The 12,564-nt window shown below is 54.6% G+C and carries 13 protein-coding genes; 5 read left to right on the top strand and 8 right to left on the bottom strand.

The window, feature by feature from the left end:
• The gene (locus tag G364_RS0108365; protein ID WP_019934695.1) at positions 1–786 is read left to right on the top strand and encodes a sulfite exporter TauE/SafE family protein; all 786 of its coding nucleotides are present in this window, start codon (positions 1–3) and stop codon (positions 784–786) included.
• Positions 787–884: 98 nt separating this feature from the next.
• On the opposite strand, the gene G364_RS0108360 is transcribed toward G364_RS0108365, so the two are convergent.
• The 3 genes from G364_RS0108360 to G364_RS0108345 all read right to left on the bottom strand — a co-directional run bounded on the left by G364_RS0108360 (position 885) and on the right by G364_RS0108345 (position 2,796).
• A complete protein-coding gene (locus tag G364_RS0108360) occupies positions 885–1,127 on the bottom strand; it encodes a hypothetical protein (protein WP_245541399.1) in 243 nt (80 codons plus the stop codon).
• Between the two features lie 282 nt (positions 1,128–1,409).
• A complete protein-coding gene (locus G364_RS0108350; RefSeq protein WP_019934692.1) occupies positions 1,410–2,024 on the bottom strand; it encodes a LysE family translocator in 615 nt (204 codons plus the stop codon).
• Positions 2,017–2,796 carry a class I SAM-dependent methyltransferase gene (locus tag G364_RS0108345; protein WP_019934691.1) on the bottom strand — a complete coding sequence of 260 codons (780 nt, stop codon included), beginning with the start codon at positions 2,794–2,796 and terminating at the stop codon, positions 2,017–2,019. The genes G364_RS0108350 and G364_RS0108345 overlap by 8 nt, the downstream gene beginning before the upstream one ends.
• A 254-nt stretch (positions 2,797–3,050) precedes the next feature.
• On the opposite strand from G364_RS0108345, the gene G364_RS16860 reads away from it, so the two are divergent.
• Entirely contained in the window at positions 3,051–3,875 is an 825-nt protein-coding gene (locus G364_RS16860) for an AraC family transcriptional regulator (protein WP_019934690.1), read from the top strand.
• A 243-nt stretch (positions 3,876–4,118) separates the two neighbouring features.
• Here the strand turns inward: G364_RS16860 and G364_RS0108335 are convergent, their stop codons facing one another.
• Genes G364_RS0108335 through slyA form a run of 3 tightly spaced genes read right to left on the bottom strand, consistent with a single transcriptional unit; the run spans position 4,119 to position 6,633 of the window.
• Entirely contained in the window at positions 4,119–5,132 is a 1,014-nt protein-coding gene (locus tag G364_RS0108335) for a DUF2955 domain-containing protein (protein ID WP_019934689.1), read from the bottom strand.
• Between the two features lie 5 nt (positions 5,133–5,137).
• Positions 5,138–6,187 carry an HlyD family secretion protein gene (locus G364_RS0108330; protein WP_019934688.1) on the bottom strand — a complete coding sequence of 350 codons (1,050 nt, stop codon included), beginning with the start codon at positions 6,185–6,187 and terminating at the stop codon, positions 5,138–5,140.
• The gene (gene slyA, locus G364_RS0108325) at positions 6,184–6,633 is read right to left on the bottom strand and encodes a transcriptional regulator SlyA (protein ID WP_026344790.1); all 450 of its coding nucleotides are present in this window, start codon (positions 6,631–6,633) and stop codon (positions 6,184–6,186) included. Before slyA ends, G364_RS0108330 begins: the two co-directional genes overlap by 4 nt.
• A gap of 207 nt (positions 6,634–6,840) precedes the next feature.
• Here slyA and glnL point away from each other — a divergent pair, with 207 nt between their 5' ends.
• The 3 genes from glnL to add are packed head-to-tail and all read left to right on the top strand — an operon-like array spanning position 6,841 to position 10,373.
• A complete protein-coding gene (glnL, locus tag G364_RS0108320; RefSeq protein ID WP_019934686.1) occupies positions 6,841–7,890 on the top strand; it encodes a nitrogen regulation protein NR(II) in 1,050 nt (349 codons plus the stop codon).
• 11 nt (positions 7,891–7,901) lie between these two features.
• A complete protein-coding gene (glnG, locus tag G364_RS0108315) occupies positions 7,902–9,335 on the top strand; it encodes a nitrogen regulation protein NR(I) (protein WP_019934685.1) in 1,434 nt (477 codons plus the stop codon).
• A gap of 33 nt (positions 9,336–9,368) precedes the next feature.
• Positions 9,369–10,373 (top strand): adenosine deaminase, encoded by a 1,005-nt coding sequence (gene add, locus G364_RS0108310; protein WP_019934684.1) that lies wholly within the window; start codon positions 9,369–9,371, stop codon positions 10,371–10,373.
• Positions 10,374–10,426: 53 nt separating this feature from the next.
• Here the strand turns inward: add and G364_RS0108305 are convergent, their stop codons facing one another.
• Together G364_RS0108305 and G364_RS16450 are read right to left on the bottom strand one after the other, a co-directional pair.
• Positions 10,427–11,134 carry a sulfite exporter TauE/SafE family protein gene (locus G364_RS0108305; RefSeq protein WP_019934683.1) on the bottom strand — a complete coding sequence of 236 codons (708 nt, stop codon included), beginning with the start codon at positions 11,132–11,134 and terminating at the stop codon, positions 10,427–10,429.
• Positions 11,131–12,543 carry an amidohydrolase family protein gene (locus G364_RS16450; RefSeq protein ID WP_019934682.1) on the bottom strand — a complete coding sequence of 471 codons (1,413 nt, stop codon included), beginning with the start codon at positions 12,541–12,543 and terminating at the stop codon, positions 11,131–11,133. The genes G364_RS0108305 and G364_RS16450 overlap by 4 nt, the downstream gene beginning before the upstream one ends.
• Positions 12,544–12,564: the final 21 nt, after the last annotated feature.

Raw genomic sequence — 12,564 nt, 5'->3', positions numbered from 1 at the left:
ATGTTTATCGAAGGAAGCTTAATAGCCGAGCACTTTTATATTGGCTTAACGATTCTGGTTATCGCGTCATTAACAGCTGGATATATTGATGCTATTGCGGGCGGTGCTGGTTTGATTCTCATACCAGCATTCCTAATGACAGGCCTGCCACCTCAACTGGCTCTTGGACAAGAAAAACTGGTTAGTACTGTAGGTACAATTGCAGCAATCAAAAACTTCATGAAAAGTAGCTCCATTGTATGGGCAATCATACCAGCTGGTATAGTATCTGCTCTATTCGGTGCTTTTATTGGTGCAAAAGCTATTTTATGGTTACCAGAAGAGGTAATAACTTACGTTATTATGGGCATGCTTCCTTTAGGGCTACTGGCCACTTTTTTTAAAGGAAGCATGAAGGATGCAAATGAAGAACGCCCCGTAAGAAAGTCTACCATTGCAGTTTCAATTACATGCTTAATCGTAGGTTTTTATGATGGATTTTTTGGCCCAGGCACCGGAAGTTTTTTCATAATCGCATTGTTTTTAATTAACCACCTTAACTTACTAAAGGCCTCCGCCACCTCAAAAATATTCAACTTCGCATCAAACATAGGTGCTTTCGTTGCATTTTTTATTGCTGGACAGATGGCATTTTTAATTGGCATACCTATGATAATAGCCAGCCTGCTTGGCAACCATCTCGGAAGTAATCATGCGATAAAAACAGACGGTAGAGTAATAAAGAAAATACTTATTCTGACCGTAATGGGTATGATGATGACCCTTGGTTATAAAGCAACTATGTAGATCTATTATAAATCGTAAAGCTGTTAGTAACTTATAGACGACTGGCAGTGAAAAGCCCGGGAAACCGGGCTTTTTTTGTTTTACTTCCAGCTTCAAGCTCACAAAATCTGATGGCGGGTAGACGGAAACAGATTAAGCAGTTTATGCACCAGATACACACAGCACAGGGTCACCAGAATGGCTACCGTCATTGAACTCATGCGGTAAAGAGCGCTGAACACCAGATCATGCTCCGGCGAGACATACTGGCCAAATAATATGCCTACTGTGGTCAGGCCGGCAAAGCCGATGCCGGGCATGGCCTCCCTGGCATGCAGCCGGGCAAACACCATGGCGCGCAAATCCAGAACGCCAGCCCCAGCTGTGACTGCAGCCTATTGGATAATGCCCTGGACAAGAACCGCGCGGTCCTTACCCGTGGCAACGGGTTCATCAATGCCTACATCAAACAAATCGCAAGAACATCGATGTCTACATCAGCATGAGGGTTCTCTCGCTGGAGCTTGACCTGTTCTACTTCGTATAAACTTGCAGTGATAAACTGAAGGTCAAAGGGCATGGTAAACTGGGTCTATTTCTAGTTCCATTTTCAAGACTCATACACCGAATTAGAGCGTAAAAATCTACATAGCATTGATGAAAATCATTAAAGAAAATAAAATAAATATAGATCCAGTTATACGCATAATGAACCTGGTGTTAACATCCATGACACTAGCTATTTTCGAGCAAAGTAGAGAATAGATAATGTGTATGAAAGCGGTCACGATAACTAGAGATACCGTGAGATTAATAAAATTACCGCCAAACGTTAATTTTGAGTTTATATATAAAGGATAAATAGCCAATAAAAAAAGTATCGTCTTAGGGTTAAATAACGATATATAAAAACCTTGCAACACCAAATTAGAAACTAAAGCTGTATCACTATTGGTTTCGAGATGTACCGACTTTTTTGACGCAGCTATTAATTTAAGCCCCAAATAACATAGGTAAGACGCTCCGCATATCCCCATCATTCTATATGCCCATGGCGCGATCGTATAAGAATAAAGCAAGCTCCCAATAGCGATGGCCGAAGCGCATGCTAAGCCTATACCTATTCCCACAATTAAGGGAATGGTTCGCTTAACACCATTGGTTAGACTTTGGTTAATGACCGCGATTGTCCCTGGCCCCGGTGTTCCTGCGACAACTAAACAAACAGTTAAGTAGCCGACTAAGTCTATATTATTCATAATGCATTTCTTTTTTTGTTTCCATGAGAGTCATTGGCCAGTTTAAGCACCAACCATTTTCAGTTTTGAACACACCCAGAATCCTTTCAGCCATACCCATGGTTATATCTGATGTATACTCCTCCTTATTAGAAAGTAGTTGATTTAGAAATACACCAATATGTTCTTTCTCTTTAAAGTGCCACCGCAGAGGGATCTCAACAAAATGAGGTTCACCCCAGCCTGACAGTTTACACATGCTACGAGCAAATCCTTTACTCAAGAAACTAACTTCATGGCCAGTCGTGCATGCTTCAGCAACAAAATTGTCAAAGTATTCGGCTACAGCTGATCCAGAAAAAATATCGAATATCAAGCATCTGGCACCCATTTTTGACATGGCATTAAGTTTTACCATTGTATCTACTTTTCTAGATACATGATGAAACGCCCCTCGACTCCAGATTAGGTCTAGTTGCATCTGTAGATCTGAGCTCATGTTTTCCGCAGCTTCACAATGTATCACGATGTTAGAAAGATCACTCTCTATCAGTGGTTCCAATTGCTCTTTTGATGGATCGACAATATGAAGTGTTCCTTCCTGCCCTATAAGCTTTGAAATCTCAAAACTGAAAAATCCGCTACCCGCGCCCAGTTCAATGATGTTGTTACCCTGTTCAGGAGCCAAGTAGTCGAGCATAACTTGGAGATCTTCTTTCCAAACTCCTGAAAAGTTGTTTATTGCTTCTTTGTAAGATTTCGATCTCACTGTATTGAACTCTATCGCTTCCATTTTATGACCCTCTCTTGTTTTGGTTTGGTTTGGTTTGGTATCAATATCCCCTGTCAACGTGTTAAAATATTGAAAATAATATTATGTATTCTTGCAATACTGGACACGTATTGTGATATATGTCACACTTGCTGCTAAGCATTACTTTACTGCAAGCCTTTGTATTTGAATGATTTTTCTATGATTTTAGTTTTTTCAATCATTTGTAAAAAATTTCATTTAGACAGTTCGCAACACATAGGTAAAACTGAGGTATGGAACTGAATATATCTGAATACTCGCTAATTGATGCTTATGAAGGTATTGAATTTGCCAGTACAACATATGGTCGAAAATCCTTCCCATTGCACTATCATGAAGGCTTCGCCATTGGTATGCTTGAACAGGGAGTACAGACCTTTGGTATGAATGGACTAAACTACAAGTCCACATCCAATCAGTTGGTTGTAATCAATGCGGATACAGGACATACAGGCGGTTCTGCTAGCCAAATGCCATGTTCTTACAGAACAATGTATCCGACCCCTGAACAGATTCAATTAATTATGAAAGATACTCCTTACGAGAGATTCGGTTGCCCTTTTGTGCAAGAACCAATAATTAGTGATAGCAGAGCCAACGAATTGTTCCGTTTAATTATTAGAGAAATCAATCAACCAACATCAAAATTGTGCTTGGAAACATTAATTTATGGGTTCATCCTTTCCTTACTTATAAATCAGTCGGAGGTTAAGCTATTTAAATCAATCCCCAACGCATCACCAAATATCAAAAGAGCGGTTGATTACATTCATTCATTTTATGACAGAAATATAAATCTTGACGAGTTATCAATTATTACTAACCTCGATAAAAATACTTTAATTAAAGAATTCAAACGATCGGTTAAAACCACACCACACCAGTACTTAATTCAAGTCCGGATAAATAAAGCAAAACAGCTTTTGAGAAAAAACAACTCCCTATCTTACATTGCTCTAAAATGTGGGTTTTCTGATCAAAGCCATTTCACTCGCTGCTTCAAACAATTCACCTTAGTGACTCCGAACACCTATAGAAAGTCAATTCTCAGATCCTGAACCATTGGTGTGTTTTCTGAAGCGAGAAAAATATTATATAAACACCGCTCATACATCCATAAACAGTTAACAAGCAGTCAAATTCGGCACTATCAAAATTAATTTCTCAGGTATCCCAAACAGTAGAAAGTACATTTTCAAATAAAGATAAGAGCAAATGAATGAGAGTTATTGAAAGGCTAATCATCTGTATATTCAATATTGTGAACTCTCCGCTAACCTCACAAACTCCACTTCCGTATTTCACAAAACCTGGTGCCGGGTAGACGGAAACAGATTAAGCAGTTTATGCACCAGATACACACAGCACAGGGTCACCAGAATGGCTACCGTCATTGAACTCATGCGGTAAAGAGCGCTGAACACCAGATCATGCTCCGGCGAGACATACTGGCCAAATAATATGCCCACTGTGGTCAGGCCGGCAAAGCCGATGCCGGGCATGGCCTCCCTGGCATGAAGCCGGGCAAACACCATGGCGCAAATCCAGAACGCCAGCCCCAGCAGCAGCAGGTTATGGTAGTGATCGTATAGCACCAGCTGAAACAACAGGCCCGCCGAGCAGCCCAGCAGGGTGCCAATGCAGCGGGCCCGGCCCGAGACCACAGCACCGGCATAGCTCATGGGAAACAACACCAGCACGGTAGCCACCTGAGCCGACAGCGAGTCCACCAGATCCACCGTCTGAAACACCACAAAACTGAGAGTGGCCACTATGGCCCCCAGCAGGGCCTGATGGCGCAGCACATTGTCACTTTTTTCCGGCAGTGCCCGGGCCACCGGCGGCTCACGGTTGGGCAGCAGCGCATAGAGCAGGGCCGCCACCGCCACCGACAAACAGGACGCCGCTATATTGCTGGCGGCCATATCGGCCAGATGAAACTGCGGGTAGCTGGCAAAGTGCAGCATAATACTGAGGCTGACACAGCCGCTGGCCCCGAACAGCATCAGCGGCCCTCGGGCCATCAGGTAAAAGCGCCATAAAAACAGCATAAACACTACCAGGGTATAAACCGGCGGCCAGTGCCCCAGCAGACCCGGCAGCAGCATCACCTCCAGCGAGGTGAGCACAGACGAGCCGATAAACTGCAGCACCACAAAGCGGTTGAATACCGGCACCATGCCCAGCAGCAGCATGGGGTACACGGTAAAAAACACCCCCATTTGGGAGTCGGTTATCTTGGCAATCAGCATACCCATGGTGCTGCCAAGAGCAACGCGTAAACAGCCTCTGAGTTTATCGTCGGTAAAGGTCATGGCGCTTAATACAGATAACGGAACTGACTGACCAGCCACAGCTGCCCCCAGCCCAGCCCATGCAGCCAGCTGCCCGACTCGGGAAACAACTGCACTGTGGCCCGGGCACCGGTGGCCAGGCCCGGCACCGGCTCGTCCAGGGCAATATGCACCCGCAGGCGCTGGGCATCGCGCACCCAGCGGTCGGAGTTTTCCGGCTGCACCAGCTGGCCGTCGGCCTGCTGCTGACCATGACGCACGCCGCTGTCGATGCTGCTGACATGGGCATCAAAAATTTGTCCGGGCAGGGCATCAAACACCACCCCGGCTTTGGTGCCGGCAGTCACATGACGCAGGGTTTTTTCCCGCAGGTCGGCAAGCACCGTCAATTCGTTGGAAATCAGCGCCAGCAGCGGCTGGCCGGCCTGAGCCTGTACGCCTTCCTGCAATTGCAGATTACCGATACGACCGGCCATTTCTGCCTTGACCCGAGTGCGCTGCAGCGCCAGCCGGGCCTGCTCATGGGCATTGTTGGCCTGCTTGTGAGCCAGTTCGGCGGCCGCCAGCGCCTGTCTGGCTTCCTGCTGCCGCGCCTGTACCGCCTGCAGCGCACTGCTGGCCTGCTGTGCCTGATTACGGGCCTGCTCCGCCTGCTGCACCGACATATGCCCCAGCCGGTGCAGCCGCTCCAGGCGACTGGCCTCACGGGAGAGCTCTTCGGCCCGCAGCCGGGCCTGCTCTGCTTCAGCCTTTATGCCGGCCATGGCCGCCTGTAGCCGCTCTCTGTCGGCGCTGGCCAGCTGCTGCTGTAATGCCGCCCTGTCCAGCGCCAGCTGATAGTCGGTGTCGTCCAGGGTAAACAGCAGATCTCCGGCATTTACCGGCTGATTATTGCTGACCGCTACCCGCTCCACCTGCCCCGCGACTCTGGGTGCCACCGACAGCACGGGTCTGTGCGCCTGCGCCTGGGGCGTGATGGGAGCGAAGTTATCAATCAGCACAAAATACAGCAGCAGCACACCAAAGGTGACCAACGCGATACGCACCCAGCGGTTAAAACTCTGCTCTGCGCTCATTCGGTCTCCTGTTTCGCGTTCAGTTGTTGGTTTATTTTTCGCAGATTGGCACTGATATGGCACACCATGCGCTCCAGCTCTGCCAGCTCGGCCTCGCTCAGCCCCTCCAGCACCTGCTGTCGAGTATGGCTCAGCACAGCATCCATTTCCGCTAACAACGGCGTGACCGCCGGCGTTAAATGCACGGTTTTGCCGCGCCTGTCGTTGGCACAGGGCCGGCGCTCCACCAGCCCCAGCTGCTCCAGCCCGTCCAGAGTGCGCACCAGAGACGGGCTTTCCACGCCCACACTGCGGGCCAGGCGGTGCTGCTGAATGCCGTCTTCCTGCTGCAGGTGAGTCAGGGTGATCCAGCGGCTCTGGGTCAGCCCCAGAGGCTTGAGCCGCTCGTCATTAATCAGCCGCCACTGGCGAACCAGTCCGGACAAGGCCATACCCAATGTTTTCATGGTGCACTCCAAATTAGTTAGCTAGCTAATTATATTCATGCTATCAATTGATGCAATAATCATCAGAGAGATCGGGCAAGCTTTTTGCAGAGTTTTATCAACGAGGCTGAAAAGCCGGTCTGATTGCACCATTTTGTGGCAACCCTGGCCCCATGGGTTACACTGTTTGCACTAAGTTGGTGCACCCGCATTCACCAAGGACAGCCTGTGAACAACCCGATCAATATTCAGACCATTATCGACAGCCAGCTTACCGCTGTGCTGGTGGTAGACGGCGATCTGGTGGTGCATTTTGCCAACACCGCCGCCGAGCAGCTGCTGACCCTGAGCAAACGCCGGCTGAAAGACGCCCGGCTGGATCAGCTGGTGGAAGACATCTCTCTTGATATGCGCCGTATTCAGCGCTGCATTGAGCTGGAGCAGAGCTTTACCAACAGTGAAGTACAAATAGTGATTGACGGCCTGCCCCGCTGGGTGGATGTGAGCGTGACCGCCTTTACCCTGAACCGGCGTATTCTGGCGCTGATGGAGCTGCGGCTGATCGACCAGCAGAAGAAAATCAGCCAGGAATTGCAGCAGCGGGCGCAACAGCAGGCCGCCCGGGAGCTGGTGCGCGGCCTGGCCCACGAGATAAAAAACCCCCTTGGCGGTCTGCGCGGCGCGGCTCAGCTGCTGGAGCGGGAGCTGGAAAAAGAAGAACTGAAGGAATTCACTCATCTCATCATTGCCCAGGCCGATCGGCTGCGTAACCTGGTAGACCGGCTGCTGGGCCCGCAGCGTCCGGGCAAGCGGGAAGTGATCAACCTGCACTCGGTACTGGAGCAGGTGCGCCGGCTGGTGAGCATGGACATGGCCCCGGGCATCAGCCTGATGCGGGATTATGATCCCAGCATTCCCGACCTTGAAGCCGACCCCGAGCAACTGCAACAGGCGCTGCTGAATATGGTGCGCAACGCCGTTGATGCGCTGGGGGATCATGGCCACATTACCCTGCGCACCCGCACCGCCTTTCAGGTGATGCTGCAAGGCAAGCGCTACCGGCTGGCCGCCGAGATACGCATTATTGATGACGGCCCGGGCATTCCTGCCTCCCTGCAAGACACTTTGTTCTACCCCATGGTCACCGGCAAGGAAGGCGGCACCGGCCTTGGGCTGTCCATTGCTCAGGAGCTGATCCACCAGCACCAGGGCCGTATTGAGTGCCAGAGCCGGCCCGGACATACCGAATTTATTATTTATCTGCCACTATCACGATAGGAGCACTTTTTATGGCTGAAATGATTTGGGTCGTCGATGACGACAGCTCCATTCGCTGGGTACTGGAACGGGCGCTGGCACAGGCCGGCTTTGAGAGCCGCAGTTTTGAAGATGGCGAAAGCGTACTCGATGCCCTGAGCTCGGCTCAGCCCCAGGTAGTGATATCCGATATTCGCATGGGCGGCATGGACGGCCTGACGTTGCTGGGAGCCATTCATCAGCGCGTACCCGGCCTGCCGGTGATTATCATGACCGCCCATTCCGATCTCGACAGCGCGGTCAACGCCTATCAGCGCGGGGCGTTTGAATATTTGCCCAAACCCTTTGATATCGACGATGCCGTGGCCCTGGTGCAGCGGGCCGTGGCCTTTGTAAAGGAAAGCCGGCACAAGCTGCCCACCGGGCAGGCAGAGGCGGTGCGCACCCCGGAAATTATCGGTGAAGCGCCGGCCATGCAGGAAGTGTTTCGCGCCATTGGCCGGCTGGCCCGTTCTTCCATTTCGGTATTGATTAACGGCCAGAGCGGCACCGGCAAGGAGCTGGTGGCCCACGCCCTGCACAAGCACAGCCCCAGGGCAGCACAGCCCTTTATTGCCCTGAACATGGCGGCCATTCCCAAGGATTTGATCGAATCTGAACTGTTCGGCCATGAAAAGGGGGCCTTTACCGGTGCCAACAGCGTGCGCCGGGGCCGCTTTGAGCAGGCCGACGGCGGCACTCTGTTTCTGGATGAAATTGGCGATATGCCCCTGGATATTCAGACCCGGCTGCTGCGGGTGCTGGCCGACGGTCAGTTTTACCGGGTGGGAGGCCATCAGCCCATCAAGGTGGATGTGCGCATTATTGCCGCCACTCATCAGGATCTGGAAAGAAAGGTCGCCGGCGGCGACTTTCGGGAAGACCTGTTTCACCGCCTGAACGTGATCCGCGTGCATATGCCGGCCCTGAAAGAGCGGCGGGAAGATATTCCCCGGCTGGCCAGACATTTTCTTGGGCTGGCGGCGTCAGAGCTGGGGGTCGATGCCAAAACCCTGCATGCCGATACGCAACGCCTGCTGCAGCAACTGCCCTGGCCCGGCAATGTGCGCCAGCTGGAAAACGTGTGTCGCTGGCTGACAGTGATGGCATCGGGCCAGGAGGTGCTGGTGTCGGATCTGCCACCGGAACTGATGAAACAGGAAGCCGGGCCGGCACCCAAAGCCACAACTCAACCCACAGACTGGCGGCAGGCCCTGAAATACTGGGCAACCCATGAGCTGGCTCAGGGGCGCAAGGATCTGCTGGCAGAAGCCATGCCGGAGTTTGAGCGTATTTTACTCGACTGCGCTCTGGCCCGAAGCGGCGGCCACAAGCAGGAAGCCGCCCGCCTGCTGGGCTGGGGCCGCAACACCCTGACCCGCAAGCTGAAAGAACTGCAGCCGGAAGAATCGGCCACCAAAGAGTAAGCTGTATAGTGTCATGCTTACTCGGGAGTTTTTATGATCGACCCCAGCCTGCCGCTTATCGATTTACATCGTCATCTGGACGGTAATATTCGTCCGGCCACCATACTGGAGCTGGGCCGGGCCTTTGATGTTCGCCTGCCCGGCAATACGCTGAGCGAGCTGCTGCCCCATGTGCGGGTGCAGGGCAACACGCCGGATTTATTGTCGTTTCTGGCCAAACTTGACTGGGGCGTAAAGGTGCTGGGCAATTATGATGCCTGCCGCCGGGTGGCCTATGAAAACGTGGAAGATTTGCTCAGCGCCGGCATCGACTATGCCGAGCTGCGCTTCAGCCCGGGTTATATGGCCATGAACCATGGGCTTGATCCCCAAGGGGTGGTGGAAGCGGTATGTGACGGCGTGGCGGCCGGCAGCCGGGATGTTGGCGTGCCGGTAAAACTGATTGGCATTATGAGCCGCACCTTTGGCAAAGCCGCCTGCGAGCAGGAGCTGAATGCCTGTCTGGCTCACGCCGGCAAACTGGTGGCCATGGATCTGGCCGGTGACGAAGGCGGCTTTCCCGGTGAGCTGTTTACCGGGCATTTTAACCGGGTGCGGGACGCCGGTCTCGCCGTGACCGTGCATGCCGGTGAGGCCGCCGGCAGCGCCAGCGTCTGGCAGGCGGTGCGGGAGCTGGGCGCGGTGCGCATTGGTCACGGCGTGCGGGCGGTGGAAGACGAGGCGCTGCTCGATTATCTGGCCAAGCACCACATCGGTATTGAGTCTTGCCTGACGTCCAACCTGCAGACCAGCACAGTGTCTGATCTCGCTCATCACCCCATTCACCGTTTTCTGGAAAAAGGCATTCCGGTTTGCCTGAACACGGACGACCCGGCAGTGGAAGGCATAGAGCTGCGCCATGAATACCACAGCGCTGCCAGCGCCGCCGGTCTCACCTCGCAGCAACGCCGCCAATGCCAGGAGAATGCCCTTAATATGGCCTTTATCAGCCCGGATGAAAAAGCCGCCCTGCTGCTGGCCTGCGCCGGGCGGGAATAAAAAAGGGCTGCCGACGCAGCCCCGTTTCATGTTCCTTACTTGCCGGCCCTGGATTACTGGAACAGCACCAGGGTGCCGGAGGTAAAGGCGAACAACAGCACAAAGCGGCGCAGAGACCGTGCGTCCAGCCGCCGGTGCACCAGCTGGCTCAGCACCAGACCCACCGCCAGCGCCGGCAGCAAACCGGCCACCGGCTGCAGCAGCTCGGGCTGAAGCCGGCCATTCAGCGCCAGCACCAGCAACGACACCAGCTCGCCGATCAGAAAGCAGGTAGCCACCGAGGCGCGCAGGGTCGCCACCGGCATATGCTGGTACACCAGCGCCAATGGCGGGCCACCGATGCCAGTGGCGGTTTCGGTGATGCCGGTGATCACCCCGGTAGACACATAGGCCCGGCGGTTGGGCGAAAACGCCGGTGCCAGCCAGCTGGCCAGCACCGCGGCTATGGTTGACACCCCGATCAGCACATTGAGCTGATTGAGGGGCAGCACCACCAGCACCCATAGCCCGCCAAAGGTGCCTACCACCCGCCCCAGAGAAATCCACCTGGTGCCCAGTAAATCGATGGATCTGCGCTCGCGCCAGGCGATCATGGCATTGAGCGGCAGCATCAGCACCAGCAGGCTGACCGGCAGCAGCGCCGGGGCCAGCAGCCCCAGCACCGGGGCCACGATCAGCGCAAAGCCCATGCCGGTGGAGCCCTGCACAAAGGCGCCGGCGGCCACCGCCAGGGCGCTCCACAACCAGACGTCACCGGTCACGCGTGCCCCTCCTCACGCCGCCCGGCCTGCCAGTCGCGGCGGTGGGCATCGCTATAAGGGTGGATTTTCTGAATCGGTGCCCCGGACACCACTGCCTTGGCCAGCTCGTTCACCTCGGCCATCAGCGCCCGGGCGTCCCAGTCCAGCGGCCAGCCCTGCCACAGCCGCAGCCGGCCGGCGACAAACACCCCCTGGATCTGATCCCGGTTCGCCAGCCGCACCAGCTCCCAGCTCAGATCCCAGGACGGCAGCAGCTCGGGCACCTCAAGATCGACCAGCAGAAAGTCCGCCGCCTTGCCGGGAGCGATCTCGCCGGTGTTCAGCCCCAGCACCCCAGCGCCGCCACGGGTGCCCTGATCCAGCCAGGGCCAGCCGCCGCCGCAGGAAGAGTCGCCCACCGCCATGCCAAAGGCAAAGCGCTGGGCCGCCTCGGCATAGTCCAGCAGCCGAAAGCCATCGCTGCGGGTGCCGTCGGTACCCAGGGCAACGCGAATACCCAGGCTGTGCATCAGCTGAGCCTGAGCCACGGCGTTGCCCTTCCAGGCGCTGGCCACCGGGTTGTAGCTGACGGCGCTGTCGGTGTCGCGCAACATCATCAGCTCGTCAGGGGTCAGAAGGGTGGCGTGGGCCAGCAGCGCCTGGGGCCCAAGGGCTCCGGCCTTGTACAGTTGCTCCAACGGACGCAGCCCGCGCTGCTCCAGGGAGCGTTCCACCGCCACCAGGTGCTCGTTAACGTGGGTCTGAAACACTATGCCCGCCTCGGCGCACAGGGCAGAAATGCGGTGCAGCATGGCATCGGTGGCGATTTCCGGAATCGGCACCGCCAGCGACGGCGTCACCAGCGGGTTGGACTGCCAGCCGGCGATGTGCCGCTCGGCCTCGGCCAGAATGGGCGCGGCCTCCAGCACTTGGTTACCGCGCTTGTCGTTGCATACCCGGCCCAGCATACAGCGCAGCCCCGCTTCGGTGGTGGCTTGAGCGATGGCGTCCAGTCCCTCGCTGGCCCGGGTGCCCGCATCACAGACGGTGGTGAAACCACCACGCAGGGCTTCCAGCGAGGCCAGCTTGGCGGTCAGGTAAAGCATGTCCGGGGTCAGCCCCGACTCCATGGGCACCCATACCCGGCGAAAAATTTCCGACGGCTCGCCAAACACCAGCGCCTTGCCAAAGGCCTGGGTCAGATGGTGATGACTGTCGACAAAGCCGGGCATGACCAGCTTGCCCGGCAACGTCACCACCGCCACCTCAGGATGCGCGGCACGCAGGGTGGCGAGCGGGCCCACATCTTTGAAGTGCTCGCCGTCGAGCAGCACGGCGTGATCGCGTACCGGCCCTTCGGCCAGCATCAGCCACTCGGGTGCCAGCAGGCAGGGTTGTTCGAACTGTTCGGGAGCAAGTTGGGTGTTCATGTTTCTCCTTTACTGTGCTTG

Source organism: Oceanimonas smirnovii ATCC BAA-899, from assembly GCF_000381965.1.
In the GTDB taxonomy this organism is placed as follows: domain Bacteria; phylum Pseudomonadota; class Gammaproteobacteria; order Enterobacterales; family Aeromonadaceae; genus Oceanimonas; species Oceanimonas smirnovii.
The sequence above is the reverse complement of the archived record's forward strand: the minus strand, read 5'-3'. Positions and strand labels throughout refer to the sequence as shown.